The 21,611-nt window shown below is 70.4% G+C and carries 20 protein-coding genes and 1 pseudogene; 7 read left to right on the forward strand and 14 right to left on the reverse strand.

What is annotated here, in order from left to right:
• Positions 1-13: 13 nt before the first annotated feature.
• Complete coding sequence (locus ACA514_RS13715) at positions 14-1,063, reverse strand: TIGR03617 family F420-dependent LLM class oxidoreductase (protein ID WP_375041472.1); 1,050 nt, start codon at positions 1,061-1,063, stop codon at positions 14-16.
• A gap of 92 nt (positions 1,064-1,155) precedes the next feature.
• A complete protein-coding gene (locus ACA514_RS13720; RefSeq protein ID WP_375041473.1) occupies positions 1,156-1,668 on the reverse strand; it encodes a hypothetical protein in 513 nt (170 codons plus the stop codon).
• Positions 1,669-1,841: 173 nt separating this feature from the next.
• Between ACA514_RS13720 and ACA514_RS13725 the strand changes: the two genes are divergently transcribed.
• Complete coding sequence (locus ACA514_RS13725; protein WP_375041499.1) at positions 1,842-2,072, forward strand: hypothetical protein; 231 nt, start codon at positions 1,842-1,844, stop codon at positions 2,070-2,072.
• A gap of 184 nt (positions 2,073-2,256) precedes the next feature.
• Here the strand turns inward: ACA514_RS13725 and ACA514_RS13730 are convergent.
• From ACA514_RS13730 to mmsA, 5 genes and pseudogenes are all read right to left on the reverse strand, one after another.
• A pseudogene (locus ACA514_RS13730) lies at positions 2,257-2,406 on the reverse strand (SDR family NAD(P)-dependent oxidoreductase); the annotation flags it as partial.
• Between the two features lie 83 nt (positions 2,407-2,489).
• Entirely contained in the window at positions 2,490-3,665 is a 1,176-nt protein-coding gene (gene manA / locus ACA514_RS13735; protein ID WP_375041474.1) for a mannose-6-phosphate isomerase, class I, read from the reverse strand.
• A gap of 95 nt (positions 3,666-3,760) precedes the next feature.
• A complete protein-coding gene (locus ACA514_RS13740) occupies positions 3,761-4,861 on the reverse strand; it encodes a substrate-binding domain-containing protein (protein WP_375041475.1) in 1,101 nt (366 codons plus the stop codon).
• 51 nt (positions 4,862-4,912) lie between these two features.
• Positions 4,913-6,220: a multiple monosaccharide ABC transporter permease gene (gene mmsB / locus ACA514_RS13745; RefSeq protein WP_375041476.1), complete on the reverse strand. Its 1,308-nt coding sequence runs from the start codon at positions 6,218-6,220 to the stop codon at positions 4,913-4,915.
• A complete protein-coding gene (gene mmsA, locus ACA514_RS13750) occupies positions 6,217-7,737 on the reverse strand; it encodes a multiple monosaccharide ABC transporter ATP-binding protein (RefSeq protein ID WP_375041498.1) in 1,521 nt (506 codons plus the stop codon). Before mmsA ends, mmsB begins: the two co-directional genes overlap by 4 nt.
• Positions 7,738-8,113: 376 nt before the next feature.
• On the opposite strand from mmsA, the gene ACA514_RS13755 reads away from it, so the two are divergent.
• Complete coding sequence (locus ACA514_RS13755; protein ID WP_375041477.1) at positions 8,114-9,325, forward strand: ROK family protein; 1,212 nt, start codon at positions 8,114-8,116, stop codon at positions 9,323-9,325.
• A 58-nt stretch (positions 9,326-9,383) separates the two neighbouring features.
• On the forward strand, positions 9,384-10,301 hold the full coding sequence (locus tag ACA514_RS13760) for an ROK family protein (protein WP_375041478.1): 918 nt from the start codon (positions 9,384-9,386) through the stop codon (positions 10,299-10,301).
• A gap of 380 nt (positions 10,302-10,681) precedes the next feature.
• Here ACA514_RS13760 and ACA514_RS13765 read toward each other — a convergent pair whose 3' ends face one another.
• A complete protein-coding gene (locus ACA514_RS13765; protein WP_375041479.1) occupies positions 10,682-10,852 on the reverse strand; it encodes a hypothetical protein in 171 nt (56 codons plus the stop codon).
• Between the two features lie 169 nt (positions 10,853-11,021).
• Between ACA514_RS13765 and ACA514_RS13770 the strand changes: the two genes are divergently transcribed.
• Positions 11,022-11,600 carry a DUF5994 family protein gene (locus ACA514_RS13770; RefSeq protein WP_375041480.1) on the forward strand — a complete coding sequence of 193 codons (579 nt, stop codon included), beginning with the start codon at positions 11,022-11,024 and terminating at the stop codon, positions 11,598-11,600.
• A 179-nt stretch (positions 11,601-11,779) separates the two neighbouring features.
• Here the strand turns inward: ACA514_RS13770 and ACA514_RS13775 are convergent, their stop codons facing one another.
• The 4 genes from ACA514_RS13775 to ACA514_RS13790 all read right to left on the reverse strand — a co-directional run bounded on the left by ACA514_RS13775 (position 11,780) and on the right by ACA514_RS13790 (position 17,375).
• Complete coding sequence (locus tag ACA514_RS13775; RefSeq protein ID WP_375041481.1) at positions 11,780-12,283, reverse strand: hypothetical protein; 504 nt, start codon at positions 12,281-12,283, stop codon at positions 11,780-11,782.
• Between the two features lie 556 nt (positions 12,284-12,839).
• Positions 12,840-15,671, reverse strand: a complete 2,832-nt coding sequence (locus ACA514_RS13780) for a LuxR C-terminal-related transcriptional regulator (RefSeq protein ID WP_375041482.1) — start codon at positions 15,669-15,671, stop codon at positions 12,840-12,842.
• 498 nt (positions 15,672-16,169) lie between these two features.
• A complete protein-coding gene (locus tag ACA514_RS13785) occupies positions 16,170-16,607 on the reverse strand; it encodes a nuclear transport factor 2 family protein (protein ID WP_375041483.1) in 438 nt (145 codons plus the stop codon).
• Between the two features lie 51 nt (positions 16,608-16,658).
• On the reverse strand, positions 16,659-17,375 hold the full coding sequence (locus ACA514_RS13790; RefSeq protein ID WP_375041484.1) for a hypothetical protein: 717 nt from the start codon (positions 17,373-17,375) through the stop codon (positions 16,659-16,661).
• 71 nt (positions 17,376-17,446) lie between these two features.
• On the opposite strand from ACA514_RS13790, the gene ACA514_RS13795 reads away from it, so the two are divergent.
• The gene (locus ACA514_RS13795) at positions 17,447-18,046 is read left to right on the forward strand and encodes a TetR/AcrR family transcriptional regulator (RefSeq protein WP_375041485.1); all 600 of its coding nucleotides are present in this window, start codon (positions 17,447-17,449) and stop codon (positions 18,044-18,046) included.
• A 71-nt stretch (positions 18,047-18,117) separates the two neighbouring features.
• On the opposite strand, the gene ACA514_RS13800 is transcribed toward ACA514_RS13795, so the two are convergent.
• Positions 18,118-18,981 (reverse strand): alpha/beta fold hydrolase, encoded by an 864-nt coding sequence (locus ACA514_RS13800; RefSeq protein WP_375041486.1) that lies wholly within the window; start codon positions 18,979-18,981, stop codon positions 18,118-18,120.
• Between the two features lie 466 nt (positions 18,982-19,447).
• On the opposite strand from ACA514_RS13800, the gene ACA514_RS13805 reads away from it, so the two are divergent.
• Together ACA514_RS13805 and ACA514_RS13810 are read left to right on the forward strand one after the other, a co-directional pair.
• Positions 19,448-20,521 (forward strand): LacI family DNA-binding transcriptional regulator, encoded by a 1,074-nt coding sequence (locus ACA514_RS13805; protein ID WP_375041487.1) that lies wholly within the window; start codon positions 19,448-19,450, stop codon positions 20,519-20,521.
• 365 nt (positions 20,522-20,886) lie between these two features.
• The gene (locus ACA514_RS13810; protein WP_375041488.1) at positions 20,887-21,066 is read left to right on the forward strand and encodes a hypothetical protein; all 180 of its coding nucleotides are present in this window, start codon (positions 20,887-20,889) and stop codon (positions 21,064-21,066) included.
• 232 nt (positions 21,067-21,298) lie between these two features.
• On the opposite strand, the gene ACA514_RS13815 is transcribed toward ACA514_RS13810, so the two are convergent.
• The coding region (locus ACA514_RS13815; protein ID WP_375041489.1) for a hypothetical protein at positions 21,299-21,611 on the reverse strand (313 nt) is incomplete at its 5' end.

Below are 21,611 nucleotides of genomic sequence, written 5' to 3' on the forward strand. Positions count from 1 at the left end.
GCCGGGTAGCGCATCACCGCGATGGGCCGGCCGGGGCGGCGCAGGCCTCATCGGACCGGCGGAGTTCGTTCGCCAGGGACGCGATCCGCTCTTCCGGGTGGGTCGATCCGGGGAAATAGGCGCAGACCCGTTCGGCCACGTCGCCGAACCGGGACCTGATCTCGGCGGCGCACTCGGCCGGCGTTCCGGCGACCGCGAGGGTCCGCATCATCGTGTCGTCGATCAGGCCGATCATCGTCATGATGTCGCCGGTCTTCGACAGCGCGTTCAGTTCGGGCTGCAGGTCCCCCCACCCCTCGATGTCCAGGACCGGCTTGTAGGCCGGGGTCGAACCGTAGAACGCCAGGAGTGCCTTCACCCCGAAGCTCGCGGCCTCGATCTCCTCGGGAGTGTCGCCCATCGCGACGATCGCCTGCGGGTACAGGTCGATGCGTTCGCGTCCCGCCCGTTCCAGCCCCTCGGCCACGGCCGGGAGGGTGCGCTCGCGGAAGTGCCGGTGGCTGTGGAACGGCATCACCAGCAGCCCGTCGGCGACCTCGGCCGCGGTCCGGGTCATCACCGGGCCGAGCGCGCCGAGCAGGACGGGCGGGACGCCGTAGGGATTCGGTCCGGGAACGAACGTCGCGGGCATCAGGGTGTGCCTGGTGAACTCGCCGCGGAAATCGAGGGGCGTGCCGTCCTGCCAGGAGTTCAGAATCGCCTTCACCGCGAGCACCGCCTCGCGCATCCGGGCCGCCGGCCTGCTCCAGGTCGAGCCGTACCGGTTCTCGATATGCGGCCTGATCTGCGAGCCCAGCCCGAGCCGGAACCGGCCCTTGCTCAGCAGCTGCAGGTCGTAGGCCATGTTGGCCAGGTTCATCGGGCTGCGGGGGATGGCGATCGCGACGTTGGTCATCAGGTCGGTCGGCGGCACCTCCGCCGAACCGGCGGCGACGATCAGCGGCAGGAACACATCATGCGGGCCCTCGAAGGTGAACAGGCCGTCCACTCCGGCGGCGATGAGGGCGCGGGCGCGCTCCGCGGCCTCGTCCGGCCGCCCGTCCAACTGCACGTCGAGTCTCACTGACCGATCTCCGTTCCGCGCGGCGCCGGGAGTGCGCCGGCAAGGGGGCAGGCTCCCGAAAAGAGCTCTGTCCGTTCCCTACCACGGACCGGTCAGCTGGCGACGGTCTTCGAGGCGGTGATCCAGCCGGCGAGCTGTTCCATGCAGCCGGCCTGCGAGGTGCAGTCGAGGGCGGCGGAGACCCAGGGGTGCACCTGGCCGCTGGTGAGCGCCGGGCTGCCGGCGACCGTCGGCTGCCTCTTCAGGCGCGCGGCGTCGTAGCCGCTCTGTTCGAGCAGCCACACGTCGCCGCCGACCTGGCCCGCGTTCTCCCAGCTGTACTTGCCCCAGTAGTAGCCCGCGGGTTCCGGCGCGAAGTACTTGACGCCGAGGCCGGCGTACAGGCGCAGTGCCGGGTCGTCCTGGTTCTTGGCGACGGTGACGCCGTCGCCGTCGGCGTAGAGGGCGGTCACCGTGACGGGGTTCGCGGCCACGGCCTTCTTGAGCTTGGCCGAGGCGTCCTCATGGTGCGCCTTGGCTTTCGCGACGGTTCCGGAGTCGGCGCCGAGCGCGACGGCGAGCTTCGTGGTGCGGTCGACGACGTCCGCGCCGTCGCCGCCGATCACGATGGTGAGCTACGCGACGTCGCCCGCGCACTGCTGGCATCCTTGTCCGCCGCTCGCGGAGCGACCCCGCGAAACGGCGCAGGGCGGTTAGGCGACGGGCCTTGGGGTAGTCGCCCGGGCGCGGGCCCCGGAGAAGGGGCTTCAAGCCCAGCCGATCACGAGGAGGCGGCACCGTGGGAACCGAAGAGACCGGCCAGGTCACCGGTACCAAGGACAAGGACTACAACATCATCTGGTTCACCGAGGCGTGCCTGAGCAATGTGCTGCGCCTGGAGACCTACATCGCCGACGCCGAGCGCGACGGCGACCAGGAACTGGCCGGCTTCTTCCGCCGCGCACAGGCCGAGAGCCGCAAGGGCGCCGAGCAGGCCAAGGAATTCCTCGCCCAACGCCTTGCCGGCTGAAGGCCCTTGGCCCGAGTGGCCGCCGTCTGGCACCTTCAGCCGTCGGCGGAGCCGGGTTCGGTGAGTTCGCCCTGCGCTTTCGCCTTGAGAGGGTCGAGGACGGCGCGTGCCCCGGCGGCCCGCACCTCGGTCTCGGTCGGGCCGGGCAGCAGGGCCGTCGAGGTGACGCCGGTTTCGCCAACTCCTGGCGCAGCGCCCGCGCGAAGGAGTGCAGGAACGCCTTGGACGCCGCGCACGTCGCCTGGTAGGGGCCCGGACCGCTCGCGGCGACCGACGAGGTGAACAGCACCCGGCCCGAGCCCGCCTCAGTGATCCGGTCGTCCTCCGCCGCCATGATCACATCGAAGCCGTGCGAGGCGAACACCGCGGCCGGCTCACGTCCGATGCCGCTGGACGCCCGACCGCCGCGTGCGTCGATCAGCGGTCGGCTTCGGGGATGGATGCGCGGAATCCGATGCCGTCGCCTTCGATCACCAGCGGGCCGGCGCCCTCGTAGGGAACGAACAGGGCCTCGCCCGGTGCGAGCAGTTCGGTGATGCCGCCGCGCGTCACGCTGAGGGTGTTCTCGAGGCAGAGGATCGTGCTGGGCCCGGGGACCGGGATGCTGATGGGCGGGCGCGGACGCAGCCTGGTCAGCTGGAACTGCGCGGCGGGAGCCGGGTACAGCTCCTCGCCCGTGGGCAGGGTGGACGGCTCCAGTACCTCGGGCCGCGTCGGGGTGAAGTCGGCGACTGCGGCGAGTTCGGCCCTGTCGATGTGCTTGCCGGTCAGGCCGCCTCGCAGCACGTTGTCGGAGGAGGCCATGATCTCGACGGCCGTTCCGCGCAGGTAGGCGTGGACGGTTCGCGGCGGGGTGTAGAGGGCCTGCCCGGGCTGCAGCACGCTCAGGTTGAAGAGCAGGGAGGCGACGACTCCCGGATCGTCGGGGTGGTCCACCGCGATCATTGCCGCCGCCCGGTGCGCGGGGTCGGGGCCGGTGGCGCCGGCGTCGCGCACCTCCGCGACCAGGGCGGAACGGTCGGCGGCGGGCCAGGCGTTCAACGCTCCCAGCGCCGCCTCGGGGCCGCCCTCCTCCAGGACGTCCGCGAGGCGCCGCAGCCGGGGGCCGTTCAGGGCCCGCAGCAGGCGCGCGGCGGTCTCGGGCGCACGGAAACCGGAGAGCGCTTCGAACGCGGTGACGGCGTAGACCAGTTCCGGCTTCGGCCAGTCGTCGCGGTAGTTGCGCGCGGGGGAGTCGAGGGGGATCCCGAGCGCCTCCTCGCGCGCGAACCCGCGGCGGGCCTGCTCGGAGTCGGGGTGCACCTGGATCGACAGCGGCTCGGCGACCGCGAGGATCTTGAGCAGGAAGGGCAGGCGGTCGTGGCCGGGGCCGAGCAGTCCGGCGCGGTCCGCCTCGATCGCCGTCAGCAGGTCGGTCCCGCCGGCGAGCCTGGACGGCGCGGCCGGATGCGCCCCGATCCAGAGTTCCGCCTCGGGGCCGGCCGTGGGGGAGGGCCTGCCCTGCAGGCCCGCGATGGCCGTCCGCGAACCCCAGGCGTAGTCGCGGATGGGATTGTCCAGCCGGTGGAGCTGAAGCTGCGTGCCAGTGTGCATGTCGTCCGGCTGGGGTTCCTGGGAGTCGGGGCTCGAACTGCCGGTAGGGCGTGCGGTCCGGCGGGCCGATGCTGACCCGCCGGACCGTCGGCCGCCTACTTGGTGAGCGGGGCGAGCTTGGGGTCGGTGGCGTACGCCTGGGCGGCGTTCTCCTTGGTCACGATGACCGGCGGGAGCAGGTACGCCGGGACGACCTTCACACCGTTGTTGTAGCTGTTGGCGTCGTTGATCTGCGGCTTGGTGCCGGCCTGCAGCGCCTTCACCATGTTCACGGTCTCGGCGACGAGCTTGCGGGTGTCCTTGTTGATGGTGGAGTACTGCTCGCCGGCCATGATCGACTTGACCGACTCGGCCTCGGAGTCCTGGCCGGTGACGACCGGGAGCGGCTTGCCGGCGCCCTTGACCGAGGTCAGGATCGCGCGGGCCAGGGTGTCGTTCGGCGACAGGACGCCGTCGAGGGTCTTCTTGCTGTAGGAGGAGGTCAGCAGCGAGTCCATGCGCTGCTGGGCGCCCTCGGCCTTCCAGCCCTGGATCGCGGTCTGCTTGATGTCGGTCTGGCCGGAGCCGACCTTCACCTCGCCCTTGTCGATGGCCGGCTTGAGGACGCTCATCGCGCCGTTGAAGAAGACCGCGGAGTTGTTGTCGTCCGGCGAGCCGGAGAACAGCTCGATGTTGTACGGGCCCTTCGGCTTCTTCTTCCGCATGCCGTCCAGCAGGGCCTGGCCCTGCAGCTGGCCGACCTTGAGGTTGTCGAACGCGACGTAGTAGTCGACGTCCTTGGTGTTGGTGATGAGCCGGTCGTAGGCGATGACGACCGCGCCGGACTGCTTGGCCTGCGCCACCTGGGTGGACAGCTGCGCGGCGTCGGTCGCGCCGATCACGATCACCTTCGCGCCCTTGGTGACCATCGAGGAGATCTGCGCCTGCTGGTCGGCCACCGTGGTCGAGGCGCCCGCGTACTGCACGTCGCCCTTGAAGCCGGCCTGCTTCAGGCCGTTGGTGAACAGGTCGCCGGCGAGGACCCAGTTCTCGGAGGTCTTGGCGGGCAGCGCCACGCCGATGAGGGAGTCCTTGGCGAAGCCCTTGCCGCCGCCCTTGCCGTCGGAGCCCTCCCGGTCGTTGGAGCAGGACGCGGCGGTGAGCGCGAGCATGGCTGCCGCGCCGACCGCAAGGGTCTTGGTGAGGATGGAGCGCATTTCGGGTGACCTCTCTCGGTTACTGCGGGGTGGGTTCGCTGCCGCGCCCGGTCAGCCGGTGGCGGCGGCCTCGTCGGCCGTGGAGTTCTCGGGTGAGGGAGGCGGCGTCACGTCCGCGGGCGGCGCGTCGCCGCGCTGGAACGGACGCATGAGCGACCCGATGACGGAGAAGCGGCCCTGCTTCTTGTTGAGGATGTCCAGCGCGGCGGCGAGCAGCAGCACCAGGCCCTTGATCATCTGAACCCGGTCCGAGCCGACGCCCTCGAGCTGGAGGCCGTTGTTCAGCACGGCCATGACCAGGCCGCCGACGATCGAGCCGCCGACGGTGCCGAGACCGCCCGAGACCGCGGCGCCGCCGATGAACACCGCCGCGATCGCGTCCAGCTCCCAGTTCAGGCCGTCCTGCGGGCCGGACGCCGCCGAGCGCGCCACGAAGATCATTCCGGCCAGCGCGGCGAGGACCCCCATGTTGGTCATCACGAAGAAGTTGACCCGGCGGAGCTTCACGCCCGAGAGCTCGGCGGCGCGGGAGTTGCCGCCGACCGCGTAGATGTGCCGTCCGCCCGCGGTGTTGCGGGTGTAGAACGAGTAGACGATCACCAGGACGGCCAGGATGATCCCGGAGATCGGCAGGCTCGTGCCGACCCGGCCGCCGGCGAAGCGCAGCGTGGCGAAGACGATGACGCCGAGCATGACGGCCAGCCGGATCGCCGAGACCCACACGGGGGTGAGGTCCGCGCCCATCTGCTGCCGGACCTGCCGCGCCCGCCACTCCCGCGCCACGACCGCGACGCACGCCAGCAGGCCGAGGAGCAGGGTCAGGTTGTTGTAGCCGGTGTCGGGCCCGACCTCGGGAAGGAAGCCGGCGCCGATCTTGCGGAAGCCCTCCGGAACCGGCACGGTGTCGGCGTTGCCGATGTACTGGTTGGCGCCGCGGAACAGCAGCATCCCGGCCAGCGTGACGATGAACGCCGGCACTCCGACGTAGGCGACCCAGAAGCCCTGCCAGGCGCCGATCGCGGCACCGGCGACCAGGCCGAAGGCGATCGCCGCCGGCCACGGCAGGTTCCACTCCGACATCGACTTGGCGACCACGATGCCGGTGAACGCGGCGACCGAGCCGACCGACAGGTCGATGTGCCCGGCGACGATCACCATCAGCATGCCGATGGACAGGATCAGGATGTAGGAGTACTGGCTGACGACCCCGATGAGGTTGCCCGACGACAGGGTGAGGCCGTCGGTGAGGACCTGGAACAGCAGCACGATCGCCACCAGCGTGAAGATCATGCCGAACTGCCGGGCGTTGGACTGGGTGCCCCCGAAAAGGCTCTTCTTCAGGTCTTGGTATCGGCTCACGGCGTCGCCAGCTTCTTGTTGGAGGTCATCTGCTTCATGAGGAGTTCGGGGTCGGCCCGGCCGCGCGGCACCTCGCCGGTGATGGTCCCCTCGAACACGGTGTAGATCCGGTCGCACAGGCCGATCAGCTCGGGCAGCTCGGAGGAGATGACGATCACCCCCTTGCCCTGGCCGGCGAGCCGCTGGATGATTCCGTAGATCTCGTACTTGGCGCCCACGTCGATGCCGCGCGTCGGCTCGTCCAGGATCAGCAGGTCCGGGTCGGTGAACATCCACTTGGCCAGGACGACCTTCTGCTGGTTGCCGCCCGACAGCGTGGTGACGCCGGCGTCGACCGTGGGCGTCTTGATCCGCAGGCTCCGGCGGTACCGGTCGGCCACCTCGTGTTCCCGGAACTTGTTGATCACCTTGCGCCGGGTGATCTTCGACAGCTTGGCGGCGACGATCGAGGACTTGATGTCGTCCAGCAGGTTGAGCCCGATCTCCTTGCGGTCCTCGCTCACGTAGGCCAGGCCGTGCGCGATGGCGTCGGAGACCGTCTTCAGGTGGATCTCCTCGCCGTCCTTGTAGGCGTGCCCGCCCTCCCAGATCCCGTAGGAGCGGCCGAACAGGCTCATCGCCAGCTCGGTGCGGCCGGCGCCCACGAGGCCGGCGAAGCCGACGATCTCGCCGCGGCGGACGGTGAAGCTGGAGCGCTTGGCCACCAGCCGCTCGGCGGAGACGGGGTGGCGCACGGTCCAGTCGCGGACCTCGAAGAACACCTCGCCGATGGCGGGGGTGCGATCGGGATAGCGGCTGCTCAGCTCGCGGCCCACCATGCCGCGCACGATGCGGTCCTCGTCGACGCCGTCGCCCTTGACGTCCAGCGACTCGATGGTCCGCCCGTCGCGCAGGATCGTGATCCGGTCGGCGACCGCCGCGATCTCGTTCAGCTTGTGCGAGATCATGATGGAGGTGACGCCCTGCCGCTTGAACTCGCGCAGCAGGTCGAGCAGATGCTGCGAGTCGCCCTCGTTCAGGGCGGCGGTCGGCTCGTCCAGGATCAGCAGCTTCACGTCCTTGGCGAACGCCTTGGCGATCTCGACCAGCTGCTGCTTGCCGACGCCGATGTCCTTGACCAGCGTGTCGGGGTCCTCCTTGAGGCCGACCTGCTTCAGCAGCGCCAGGGCGCGGTGGTGGGCGCCCTTCCAGTCGATCGCGCCGCCGCGGCGCATCTCGTTGCCGAGGAAGACGTTCTCGGTGATCGACATCCCCGGCACCAGCGCGAGCTCCTGGTGGATGATCACGATGCCGGCGCTCTCGCTCGCGCGGATGTCGCCGAACCGGACCTCCTCGCCGCGGTAGACGATCTCGCCGCTGTAGGTGCCGTGCGGGTGCACGCCGCTCAGCACCTTCATGAGGGTCGACTTCCCGGCGCCGTTCTCGCCGACGATCGCGTGGATCTCGCCGGCGCGGACCGACAGGTTGACGTCGGCCAGGGCGGTGACGCCCGGGAACGTCTTGGTGATCGACCGCATCTCCAGCAGGACCGTGCCGGTCTCCGCCTCGGTGCCGGAGCCCTCGGCGGGGACTGCGTCCTTCGCGGGGCTCATGCCCGATGCCCCCTGTCCCGCGGCCCGCCGGGACTGCGCGTGTCCGGTCTCTGGGGGACGCGGCGTGCCTCTGACATAAACGTCTCCGGTGGTCTGCTCCGCCTGTGGGCGTGGGTCCTGACGGGGTCGGTCGTGACCCGCTGGTGGCGCACGTGTATGACGCGGGTTACACCGGGGCACTTTAAATCCAATTGTTTTACAAAGTCAACGGCAGGGGCCAGAATACTGTTGGCGCTGGGCAGCGGCCCGATGCCGGGAGAGAGGACCTTCGTTGCGGCAGGCAGGCACGAACCTTCCCAAGGTGGGGCGCTACAACAGTGCGGTGGTGCTGGACCAGATCCAGCTCGCCGACGGCATCAGCCGTGCCGAGATCGCCGAGCGCACGGGCCTCACCCCGCAGACGGTCTCCGGGATCGTGAAGAAGCTGCTCGCCGAGGGGATCGTCCGGGAGGACGGCTCCAGCCGCGTCGCCGGGCTCGGCAAGCCCCGCACGAGGCTGCGGATCAACGCCGACGCGGGCTGCGCGGTCGGCCTGCACTTCGACCCGGTCGGGCTCGCCTGCGTGGTCGTCGACCTGGTCGGACGGCCGCTCGTGCTGAAGCGCACGCCGACACCGGTCGGCGCGCAGCCCGCCGAGGTCGTCGCGGCCATGGCGGACCTGGCCGGCCACGTGCTCGCCGAGGCGGCCGTGCCGCGCGACCGCGTGCTCGGCCTCGGCCTGGCCAGCCCCGGCCCGATCGACCAGAACCGCGGCATGGTCGTCGCGCCGCCCAAGCTCGCGAACTGGTCGCACGTACCGATGAAGCAGCTGCTGAGCGAGGCCGCGGGCCTGCCGGTGACGCTGGACAACGACGCCACCGCAGCCGCGATCGGCGAACGCTGGTCCGGCGCCGGGCGCGGGGTCGCCAACTTCGCCTACTTCTTCTTCGGCACCGGCATCGGCGGCGGCCTGATCCTCAACCACCAGGTCCACCGGGGCGGCTCGCTCAACGCGGCCGAGTTCGGGCACACGTCCGTGGAACCGGACGGACCGCGCTGCTACTGCGGCAACCACGGCTGCCTGGAAAGCCTGATCAGCCCCGACGCCATCACCGCCGAGACGCACCGCAGGCTCGCCGAGGCGGGAACGGGCAGCGCGCTGGAGGCGCCCTTCCAGAGCGACCCCGGCACCGTCGACCACGCGGCGGTGCGGCACGCCGCCGCCGCGGGCGACCCGCTGGCCACCGCGGTCATCCGCGAGGCCGCCGAACGCGTCGCGTCCGTCGCGGTCAACGTCGCGAACATCACCGACGTCGACCTGATCGTGCTGGGCGGCCACGGCATCAGGCACGTCGAGGCGCTCTACCGCGACGCCGTCGCCCAGGCCCTCGCGACCAGACCGCTGTCACGGCACATCCGGGTCGCCGACGTCGCGGTGTCGCCGCTCGGCCCGGACGCCGCCGTCGTCGGCGCCGCCTCGCTCGTCCTGCACGCCACCTACTCGCCGCAGCTGTCGGCGCTCCTGGAGGACTGACCGGAGCGGTTCGTCGCCTCCGCTGCTCACCCACCGCTCGCACACCGAGGATCTCTTCATGGACCATGACGTCGTACTCGCGGCGGACATCGGCGGCACCAAGATCAGCGCCGGTCTCGTGGGCGCCGACGGGCAGGTGCACCGCCAGTCCGAAGTCGCCACCCCCGCCACCGGGCCCCTGCTCGAGGAGGCGATGCGCGAGCTGCTCGGCTCGGTGGCCGACGGCGCCTCACCGCGCGCGATCGGGCTGGCCTCGGCGGGCCCGGTCGACCCCTCGCGCGGTCGCGTCAGCCCGGTGAACATCCCGGCGTGGCGGGAGTTCCCGCTGCTCGACCTGGTCGGCGCCATCATGCCCGGCGTCCCGTCCGTCCTGGTCGGAGACGGCATCGCGGCGGCGCTGGGCGAGCACTGGCTCGGCGCGGGGCAGGGGGCCGAGGCGATGCTCGGGATCGTGGTGTCCACGGGCATCGGCGGCGGTCTCGTCCTCAACGGCGAGGTGTACCTCGGTCCGAGCGGCAACGCCGGCCACATCGGGCACGTCGTCGCCGACCCCGCCGGCCCACCGTGCTCGTGCGGCGGGACCGGATGCATCGAGGCCTACGCGAGCGGGCCGTCGATGGTCAGGTGGGCTCTCGGCCAAGGGTGGACGGGACCCGACGCCCGCGCTCTGTCCGCCGACGCCGCCCGTGGCCACCCGACCGCGCTCGCCGCGTTCGACCGCGGCGCCCAAGCGCTGGCCCGCGGCATCGCCGCCACGGCCGCGCTGTGCGACTTGGACCGCGTCGTCATCGGCGGCGGCCTCTCGGCCGCCGGCGAGGTGCTCTTCGCGCCGCTGCGCAGGCACCTGGAAGGCTTCCTCACCCTCGGCTACGTGCGGCGGCTGACCGTCGCGCCGTTCGGGCTCGGTCGTTCCGCCGGCCTCCTGGGCGCAGCCCGCAGCGCCCTCCCGACCGCCCAACTCCCCACCCCCGCCTAGCCGCTCCGTCCACGGAGGTCGAACGGCCAGATGATCTTGGAACGAGGGAGGCCTCCGGGTTCGGTGTGGATTGGCCCGCCTCGGCTACCTGCACAACGCCGTCGACGAACGCGGTGATGGAGCGGTGGGTGCAGACCTGCCGCCGTGAGTTGCTCGACCGCACCCTGATTCGAAACCAGCGGCACCTACTCCCCGGCTCCGCGAGCTCGAGACCTTCTCCAACATGCACCGGCTTCATCAAGGCATCGCCAACGCTCGCCCATTGCTGGACGGTCCGGGTGTGGGCGCGGGCGGGCGAACGGACACGACCACCGCCTGTACCAGCCGGCGCGGCCCCCAGCAGCGACTGGCCACTTCTCATTCAAGCCGGGGCGGCCTGATCACGGAAACAGAAAATGCGTGAACGTGCCATCACTTGCGCCGATAACCGTCGCCGGGCGGCGATCAATACCAGTCTCGCGGACACCTTCCGGAAAATCATTTTCAAAATCTGCAAATATTGTCGAATTATCGAGTAGAATCAAATTGTCCGGCTGCGACGACATCTTCATTCTGAGGTTGTTCCGTCACACCGGCTCGCCCGGTCAACACGAGACCCGGCCCGCGTCGCGGGCGGTGATGGTGCCCCGCACCAGCGTGGCGTGGTCCGGGCCGAGGGCTGTCGCGGCGATGAGGAAGCGATCCGTCGCATCGATCGAAATTCAAGAGAAGGTGCCGGTCATGTGGACCACCACCGAACGCCGCACAACGATCAGCCTGTCACCACCCTCGACACCACGGCTGCGGCTGCGTCCCGCCGCCTCTCCCGGTTCGGCGCGGACCGCGCTCGACGGCGCATGGTGGCCCCGTTCGGCCGACCCGGTAGCGGAGCTGCCGGGGTTGGTTCTGGCCCTGCAGGACCACGGTCCCATCGACGATCATCGTCCCATCACCCACGTCCTGCTCCGGGCGGACGACTGGGACGATCGTCCACGCCGGCTGCGGATCGACGGTCCCACCGACACCCGGGTGGTACGGCTGAGCTGGTTCGACTCACTCCCCGCAGGGTTGCTCACGGCGATCCATGCCGACGGGCGGCGCGTCGACCTGCTCACCGTCCCGGTCTCCACGACCCGCGCCGAAGCCGATGCGGTGATGGAACTGGCGTCCCACCCCGACAACCACCTGCACACCCCCGGCCTGCTGGCCTCCCTCACCGCAGCACCCGGCCGGACGGACCGGACCGGCATCCAGGACGACTCGGAGGACGCCTGGGAATCCGAGGGCGGGCACCTTCGAGGAGACCTCGCGGCACGTTGATCCGGCCCGTCATCCGGCCGTCCGGGCACGGAGCTTCCCTGCCCAGGGCGCCGGCGACGCCCAGATCAGCTCGCCATGCGGGCCGGTGGGGAACTGCTTCGCGATTCTTGCGGGTCGGTTGCGGCGGCGCGCGTCCGCGTCGCCGCAACCGTTGTGCTCAGGGCGTCCCGCTTACGGGGTCAGCATTCGCCCTCCCAGGTGATCTGCCTGATCAAGGAGAAGACCACCGGATTGATGTTGACCCGCGAGGGGATCGTCCAGGAGTAGATCTTCCCGACGATGCTCATCGGCAGGCCGTCGAGCCGTGGTGATTGGCCGAGGGTCTTTCCGGCGCTGTCCTTGAAGATGAACGTGCCATGCCAGACATCGGCGCTGTTGGTGTGGGTGGTCTCGACGGCCCCTGTCCAGGAGATGTCCGAAACGCCGTTCACGGGCGTCCTGATGGTGAAGAGGGAACCGCTGCCGAAGAGGATGCAGTCTCCGACCCTGAAATCGGGCACCGTCGACGTCATGATCCCGTTGGCGGTGTCGATCAAGGGGTGGTCGGTGTAGAACCCCGGGTTCGGAGCGGACGCGCTGGCGACTCCGGTAACGGCCGCCGTCATGCCGACGGCCATGGCCGCCACCAGCGCCGGACGCCATGCCTTGGTCCGCGTCACGGGCCTGGAGATGATCGTTCGCATTGTTCCCCTTCATTTCGACAGGCATTTCCTGCCCGTCACGCCTCGCCCCCGGCGCGGCGTCGCTGAAAAGCAAGCCTTCCCTCCCGGGCGAATCGCGTGTGCCGTTCGGTCACACGGCGGACGTTCGCCGCTGGGGCCAGCTTGAATCGCCGTGAGACGCCGGGCATCCGTGCCCGCCACGGATCGGTGAATTCCGTGGTGGGTACGGGTGCTGCGTTCCCGTGCTGGCGCGCACTTTTCTCGCACAGGTCCAAGAGCGGTGAAGCCTATGACGATCGCAACTGGTCTCCGTCGATGGATCCCGCGCCGATCGAGAAGGCCGAATTTCAGGCGTTCGTCGACATGGGTGCCGCGGTCTCCGGGGCTGCTGCCGGGCGAGGGTGAGCATGGCCGACGTCGGATGCGGGCTGGGCGCGTCCACGATCGCTATGGCCTGGGCGTTCGAGCGGTCGACGTTCGCGGGCTTCGACCTGCACGAAATAGGCGACTCGGTCGGTGCGGCTTGCCGCGTCCGATGGTCGCTGCATCCGGCGGGCGGCCGAGATCCCGTTCAACATCATTTGGGAGGCCAGGCCATGGGAACCGCACCCATTCGTGCCAGCTCGGACTCGCCCTGTGCCCGCTGCTCGGCGCCGAGGAACACCAGCGTGCGGGCCCATTGGTAGCGGCATCCGGCGTCGGCGAAGGCGTCGGCCGCGGCGCGTAGAGCATCGTGTCCGACGCCGCCCGGTCCCGTCCAGGCCGTCATGGCCGCCGCGCGGTCGACGATCGCGGTGGCGATCGGGTTGCCCGCCGCCATCACTCGTGCGGGCCCGAGGCGTCCGGCGGCGTCCTTGTGCCCGGACAGGACGGCCGCCTCGGCCCATAGCGCGGCGTTCCAGGGACGCCAGGCGCTGTTGAACCACTGCGTCAGCTGTTCTGGGGGAGTGGCCAGCACCTGCATCGCGTGCTGGGGTGGATCGCGGTGCAGCAGGAGCAGGGCGTCGAAGAACTCGCCGTAGCCTAGATCGGCGATCGAGCGGTCCGGTGTTGTGAGGGCGTCGACGATGTCCAGCCACTCCGCCCGGGCGTCGTCGTCGCCGCGCAGCCCGTGGACCGTCGCGGCCGCATACGCGCCGCGTGCGAGGTTGCCCGCACGGGGCCGCCCGGCCCTTTCCCACCCTTCGCGGAACAGCTCGGCCAGCGCGGTCGTCTCGTTCCAGTCACCTGTGAGCGCCGTGACGACCAGCAGCCGCACGCTCGCCAGGTGGCCCTCCTCCCGGTTGAAGGGCAGGTCCCGCAAGTGCTCGGCGTGGCTGCGCGCGGCAGGCAGATCGCCGGCGGCGACGGCGCAGTCGCAGGCCATGGTGAACCCGTCGAAGAACTCCAGTCCGCTCTCGGCCGTCACCGGCAGTGGGGCCAGCAGTTCGGTGCGCCGCGAGGCGCTGGCCGCCGCGGCCCTGATCTCGCCCCGCACCGTCTGGATCGCGGTGAGCTGGTCGAGCGCGGCGCTCTCGGTCAGCGGGTCGCCGATGCGGCGGGCCAGGGTGAGCGCGCGCTCGACGAGTTCGGCGGCGGCCGGATCGGCGGTGTCGGCGTTGAAGGCCTCGGCGGTGAGCAGCCGGGCCAGCGCCGCCGGGTCGTCGTCGGCCAGCTCGCGCCCTTCTGCGATCAGCGCCTCCACCTGCCCGGCCACCGGCCCGGTGGTCATCAGCCCGGGACCGCGGGTGATCAGCTCGGCGTTCCGGGCCAGATCGGTCGCCGCGCCGGCTCGATCGCCCGCTCGTATCGCCGCGTCGGCGGCGGCTCTGCGCAGCCGTAGTGCCTCGGTGCCGAACTGCCGGGATTCCGCGGCGCCCGCCGCACCGCGCAGGGCGGCGGCGGCCGCGCGGTCGTCCGCGGCCAGTTCGGCGGCCTGCTGGTAACGCCGCTGCGACTCCCCGGGCATGCCCCGGGTGAAGGTCAGTTCGGCCAGTCCGATCGCCAGATGGTAGGCGTCGGGACTGCGTCCGGCGGCCCAGGCCAGGGCGGCTCGCAACTCGTCGGCGACCCCGTCGAACGCGGCCCGCCAGGCACCGGTGGGCTCGCGGGAGGCGGCCTGGAGATGCGCGCTCTCCTCCAGGCACCAGGCGAGGTGGCGCGCATGCGCCTCCGCCGACTCGTTGGCGTCTTCGAGCCGGTCCGCCCCGTACTGGCGGATGGTCTCCAAGGCGCGGTAGCCCGTCCCGCCCGGAACGGGGATCGCCATCAGCATGCTCTGGTCGGCGAGGTCGGCCAGGATGGTCGTGACGGCGCGGGCCGGTACCGGCGGCCAGCCGGCCAGGACCGTCGCGGCGGCGGCGGTGAACGGACCGGCGAAGACCGAGACCCGGCGCAGTACCGCCTGTTCGGGGCCGCACAGCAGCGCGTGGCTCCAGTCGAGCGTGGAACGCAGCGACCGGTGCCGGTCGTCCATCCGCGGCCCGCCGGTCAGCAACCGCAGCCGGTCGGCGAGCCCGGCCTCGAGCCCGTCGAGGCCGAGCGAGGCGTAGCGGGCGGCGGCCAGCTCGATCGCCAGCGCCATGCCGTCCAGCCCACGGCAGACGGCCGCGACACGCTTCTCGTCACCGGACCTGAGCCGGTTGCCGCCGGCCGCGACCCGTCCGAGGAACAACTCGACCGCGTCACCGGGTCCGCCGTCGTCGGCTTCGATGCGGAGCCCGGGCACCGGGAACACTCCTTCGAACGGCACCAGGAGCCTGGATCGGCTGGTGGCGAGCACGACCAGCCGAGGGCTGCCCGCCAGGAGCCGCTCCAGCAGGACGACCACGCCGTCCAGCAGGTGCTCGCAGTTGTCCAGCACGAGCAGCGTTTCCCGGTCGGACAGCCAGCCGAGGACGTTGTCGGTCGCCGATCGGCTCTGGCTCTCCCCGAGGCCGAGCGCGTCCGCGATCGCCGATGCGATCATCACCGGGTCGGTCACCGGCACCAGGTTGACGTACCAGACGCCGTCGGCGAACCGGTCACCCACCTCGTCGGCGACGCGCAAGGCCAGCCGGGTCTTGCCGATCCCGCCCGGCCCGACGGCCGTGACCAGCCGGTGCTCGTGCAGCGCCCGCGCCAGCGCCGCCCGCTCGGCCCTCCGCCCCACGAACGGCGTCAACGGCGAGGGCAGCGCCGCGACCGCGGCCGGCGCATTCCCCGCGCCCACCGACCCAGAATGCGGGTTCGCCGACAGCGCGGCCAGGGCACGGCGGTCGTCCACCCGGAGCTTGCGCAGCAACGACGAGACGTGACTCTCGACGGTGCGCACAGAGATGAACAGCCTGACCCCGATCTCGGCGTTGGTCAGGTGCTCCCCGAGCGCGGCCAAGACCTCGGCCTCGCGCGCTGAAATGCCTACCGCGGGAGATGCCGCCTCATTGGCCATGCCCTGATTGTGCACGCGCCAGAAGTTCCTGCCCTGTCAACTCGACCACCTGTCCGCCGCCGACTTACGCGCGTGTCGCCGACCGGGGGCAAATGTGCAGGTCGTGGGAATTGGACGCGCCTGGTGCCGGCACCAGGCCCTGGGCCAGTTCATGGATGCCTTCGGAGTGTCTGCGGGTGGCTCGGCGCCGACGAGCAGGCCGTGATGTAGTTCAGGTGCGGGCGATGGCTGTTCGGCTGGAGATTCCTGGCGGCCCTCGTCCGATGGAGGGAATCGCGGCCGCTCAAGGCACGATCCGATCGAGACACCGTCGCCCGAGCACCTGCCCCGACTTTTCGTTCCGACGCTGGTCGCCTCTGACGATGGGCCGCTTTTCATAAGTGGCCGCGTGATCCGCCTTGAGTTCAGCAAGCAGGCAACGAGCTGCGCGGACGCGAAGGGGACGCGCAGGCCGTCATCGACCCGCGCGTCTTCGCTGGACCACTTTCTGGCCGCGTCTTATGGCGAGGTCAGGGTGGCCATCACGCGATCCGGCTCCCAGTGGGCGCGGAATGAGGTGATCAGGCCGTCGTCATCGACGGTGTAGATGGTCAGGCAGTCGATCGTCGTGGTGGCCCCGCCGCCCAGCGTCGCGGTGATGGTGACGACGTTGGCGCAGGCCGGACCGTTGGCGAACGAGTCGCTCACCCGGAAGTGGAACTTCCGCACCCGGGCGATGTTCTCGTCCCAGAACCGCTCGATCCCGTCCGGCCCGCGGTGCCCCTTGCCCTCGGGATCGAGCATCGAGGGGCCGACGGGGTCCTCGATGACGGCGTCCGGGCTGAACAGCGCGAGCCACTCCTGCTTGCGCCCGGCGGCGGCCGCGGCCATCGCCGCGCGCACCGCCCGGCGTGCGGGGTGGTCGCCGTCCGGTGCGTCCCAGGTGACTGCGTTCATGGCGCAAACTGTAACGTGTTCTCGTTTTCGGTCAAGATCCTGCTCTCGCGGTCATGCGCGTCGTCGGCGCGTGAAGGGGATGTAGGCGATGGCCAGCGCTCCGATGAGGAGCAGTCCGATGCCGGCCGGGGCCAGGAAGCCGAAGCGCAGGCCGATCGAGGCTCGCACGTCCAGGGCCGGTGAGCCGTCCATGCGCATCACCACGAGCGACCAGGCGCCGTGGGTCTTGTTCCAGGACAGGACCCGGTCGCCGCTGCCGGCCGAGGTCGCCACCCAGAACGTCTGGGAACCGGGAGCGGTGGCGGCGGCCGCTCCCGGGCGCCGCTCGAAATCGGCGTGGAAGGGCTTGAGGTCCGCTCCGGCGAACACGTCGTGTGCAGTGCCGCGCAGGTAGGCCTCGACCTGGTCCTTGGGGCCGATGCCGACGAACAGGCGCGCCCGCGGTTCGGCGGGACGGACGACGATCCGCACGCGCGCCAGTTCGCCCACGTCGGGGTCGGGGTCGTCCGGACGGGCGGTGCTGGAGCCGACCTCGATCTCGTCGGTCTTGAGGGCCGCCGTCGGGGTGGCGAAGCGGTGCTCGGCGGTGGAGAAGTAGCCGCCGGAGCCGGCCTGCATCGCCGCACCCGCGGTGGCGCCGCCGCCGGTGAGGAGCAGCGCGGCGCCCGCGGTGGCGGCGACCACCGTGCGCGTCCGCCGCTGCCGGGGCTTGCGCGCCACCGGATCGGGCGGAGACGTGTCGCGGCCGGTGTTGAGCAAAGGAGTCATCGCAGCCTCCACGTGGAAGTAGCACAGTCGTGCTAGTAATCAAGCTAGCACAACTGTGCTAAAAAGGGGACATGGTGCGGAGAGATCCAGATCAGCGCAGGCGGGACGTGGCCCAAGCCGTCTGGCGCGTCGTCCGGCGGGGCGGGCTGGAACAGGCGTCGGTCCGCAACGTGGCCCAGGAGGCCGGCCTCTCGATGGGGTCGCTCCGCCACTACTTCGCGACGCAGACCGAACTGCTGGCCTTCACACTGCGCACGGTCATCGAACGGATCGAGCACCGCATCGCGGTACTGCCCGCCGACCCGGCCCCCCGCCGCCGGGCCGAACGCGCGCTGCTCGAGTTGCTCCCCATGGACGCCGAGCGCGCGGCCGAGAACGAGGTCTGGCTCGCCTTCACCGCCCGCGCGCAAGTCGACGCGGACCTGCGCGCGGTACGCGACGAGGGCTACACCGCACTGCGTGGCGGCTGCCGCGCGCTCGTCCAGGACCTGGCGCCCGGACGGCCCGAAACGGAGACCGAGGTCGCCACCGATCGCCTCCACGCCCTGCTCGATGGCCTCGCCGTGCACATGGCCACCAACCCCGGCGTCATCACCGCCGATCGCGCCCGCGCCGTGATCGCCGCCCACCTGGACGACTTGACGAAGGCGGATGGATTACAGGCGACGTAACCGCCAGACGTCCGACCAGGTCGGAAAAAGCCGACCGGGGCAGGGACGCTCTCCGGGGAAGTCGCGAACCGTCAGGCTTGTTCGGGCGCCGTCCCTGCCATGAGGTCGCGTACGGCCGTGCTGATGAAGGCGGCATCGTCGGGGTTGGCGCCGCTGCCGGACAGGTGGCCCCAGATTCCCGGGATCGTGCGCAGTCTTCCTTTCGGGACGTGCCGCACGGTGTACTCCTCGTCCTCGGGTGTGAAGTAGAGGTCCTTTTCGGCGGGCATGGCCAGGAGGTCGGCCGTGATGGATCCGAGGGCGCGGGGGAGGTCGCCGTCCATGCCGGGGGTTGTGGAGACGTCGGCGTTCTGCCAGGTCCAGAGCATCGCGAGGAGGTCGTTGGCGTCGTGGCCGGCGAAGTTGGGCTCCCAGAAGCCGGTGAGGAAGTCTTCTATGCCGGTGAAGCCGAGCCGCCGGTAGGCGCCTTCCCGGTAGAAGGCCTGGGAGAAGCCCCATGCCGCGTAGACGCGGGAGAAGGCGCGCAGTCCTGCGATGGGTCGGGTCCGGTAGCGGCCGTTCTGGAAGGCGGCGTCCAGGGTGAGGGTGGCCCTGAGGCTCTCGAGGAACACCGCGTTGTGGGGCGAGGTCTTCGGCGCGCCGCAGAAGGGCAGGGCGCGGGCCACCATGCCGGGATGGCTGACGGCCCACTGGTAAGTCTGCAGGGCGCCCATGGAGCAGCCGATGACCAGTTCCAGCCGCTCGATGCCGAAGTGCTCGGCGACCAGGACGTGCTGGGCGCGGACGTTGTCGCGGATGGTGACCTGGGGAAAGTCCGGCCCAGTGTGCGGCGGGGGCGTGTTGGACGGCGATGAGGAGACGCCATTGCCGAAGAGGTTGGGCGCGATGACGAAGTACCGGCGAGGTCGAGGGCCCGACCCGGGCCGATCAACCACTCGTTGGAGGTGTGGTCCCCGGCGAACCAGGTGGGGAACAGGACGGCGTTGCTCTTGGTCTCGTTCAGCACCCCGTAGGTCTGGTAGGCGAGCCGCGCCGTGGGCAGGACGGCGCCGCGTTCGAGTCGGAAGTCCTGGAGTTCAAGGGTCTGATGGGCGGGAGCCGGCATTCGATGTCCTCAGTCGTCTTTCCCGTGTTCGGACGTTGCTGTGGTGATGGAAATGGCGGTCATGAAGATCGGGTGATCCTGCGCCTGAGCTGCGCCGGACGGCGTCATGACGTTTCCCTCCCAGGTACCCAAACGTTTGGGCCAAACGTTTGGGTTAGCATGGTCGTGTGCCCCCGGCGCCGTCAAGAACCCCTACCGAAGTCATCGGGGCGGCCCGCCGTCGATGGCGGCGCCGATCGGGCAGGGGCGATATCGTCTCGGCGGCCCTGTTCGGAACCCGGGGAAGGGAGATGCCGGTGACGGAGCGCAAGGAGCGTCCGGTGACCCTGCGGTACATCGCCGACGAGCTCGGGCTCCACATCTCGACCGTCTCCCGCGTCCTGAACGGGCGCGGCGACGATCGCGGCCGGGCCGCCTCGAGCGAGACGGCCACCCGCATCCGGCAGCGCGCGGCCGAGCTCGGCTACCAGCCCGACCCCCACGGCTCCGGCCTGCGCACGGGGCGCAGCGGGCTGGTCGGAGTGCTGATCCCGCGCCTGTCCGACCTCGTCCTCGCGACGATCTACGAGGGCATCGACGAGGCCGCCGGACGGCACGGGATCACCACGATCACCGCCAACACCCTCGACGACGACACGACCCGCCGGCTGCGCACCCGGCTGCTCCTCGCCCGCCGCGTCGACGGGCTCGTCTTCGGCGACGCGCACCTCGACGACGCGTTCCTGGACGAACTGGCCGCCGACGGCGTGCGCTTCGTCCTGGTCAACCGCCGGGCGGGCGGCCACCCCTCGGTGACACCCGACGACGTGCTCGGCGGCCGGCTGGCCGCCGAGCACCTGCTCGACCTGGGCCACACCCGCGTCGCGGTCATCGCGGGCGAGCCGTTCGCCAGCACGGGCACCGATCGGACCGCGGGTTTCCTTGGCCTCTGCCGCGAACGGGGCGTGGACGTCCCGCCGGACGCGGTCGTGCACTCCTCCTTCGACACCGCGGGCGGGCGGTCCGCCGCCGAGCGGCTGCTCGCCGGTCCCCGCCGCCCGACGGCGATCTTCGCCGTCAACGACTTCGCCGCCATCGGCGCCCTCGGCGCCGCCCGCGACCACGGCCTGCAGACGGGCACCGACCTGGCGATCATGGGCTACAACGACACACCGCTGGCGGCCGAACTGCCCATCCCCCTGACCAGCGTCGCCGTCCCGATGCACGAGATCGGCCAGCGCGCCATGGAGATGCTCGCGGCCATGTTGCAGGGACGGTCCGTCGAGTCCGTGCGTCTGGCTCCCAAATTGCGCCCGCGCGCGTCGACCTCACCGATTCGGAGCGCGGTCGATCCGCGCGAGGCATCAGGCAGAAGGCCTGAACGCCCGTGAAGGTCCGTTGCAGTGGGGCAGAGGCCGCTGCCTCCTGCGGACCGGGCACACGGCGAGCGCGCTCAAGCCACGCATGCCGGCGCGTCGACCCTCGGTGAGGACGAAGACCATGACCTACTGGTCGGCCAACCCACTCACAGCCTGACCCGACGACCACCCCCGCGTTGCCACGCGACGCGAGCTCACCGCGCTGAGCTGAATGTCTACATCTGAAGCGGTACAAACCGGATGGATCCGGCGTCCACACGTCGATGAGATGACACACCCGGCCCGACTTGCTTAACTATGGACGATCTTGTCGTTACTGTCGTCCTCCAGGGTCGACGACGCGGTCACCGGAGGTAACGATGCGGTCCGGACGGTGGATGCTCGTCGCCTGGTTGGTCATCGGAGCGCTCGCTGCGGGACAGCGCCACTACTACGCCCAATTCGACGGCAGCTGCGCCAAATTCGCCACGGTCGGAATCACTTTGGTCTCGGGTCCGCTCAACTACATCGGTCTCAACCCCACCGCTTCCTGCAAGGTTCCCGAGCCGAGCAAGTGAAGCGTCGGGCTCCACGACCGCGTCATCGTGAGGCTTTCCAGCGACATCAATGAGGTCGTCGGTCCGTACGGCCAGGCCGACAGGCCTGGCACTTGGCCACAGTGACAGGACGCTGAGCTGCCGAAAATCGCATCCGTGCAGGTAAGGCAGCTACTCGTCCGACGCCGCACCCTGCGGCGCCTGAACGGCTGCTCCTCGGACTCGTTCTCAACGACGGCAACGGTCGCGTCCTTCACGGGTGCTTGCCAGGGGTGAGGGAGAGGATGGCCTTGCCGTTCTTGATCGACACGAGCTTGACGTCCACTGGGGTTCTGTCGCGGAAGCCGAAGCTTCCGCCGCCGCCGGGGGAGAGGACCTGCTGAGCACCTCGGCCGTGCGGGTATTCGACGTGGTAGGTCAGGCTGTTGTTGTCCACGGACACGCTCGACAACTCGGGGTAGTAGAACGTCTTCCGGTCGAGCTTGATGTCGATGGGTCCGTCGACTTCGAGCAGGCAGTCCCCGTCGAAGCAGTCTTTGGTCTTCGTGGTGGGGGTGGGGGTGGGT

The sequence above is a fragment of the Actinomadura sp. NTSP31 genome (genome assembly GCF_041951385.1).
GTDB lineage: Bacteria > Actinomycetota > Actinomycetes > Streptosporangiales > Streptosporangiaceae > Spirillospora > Spirillospora napierensis.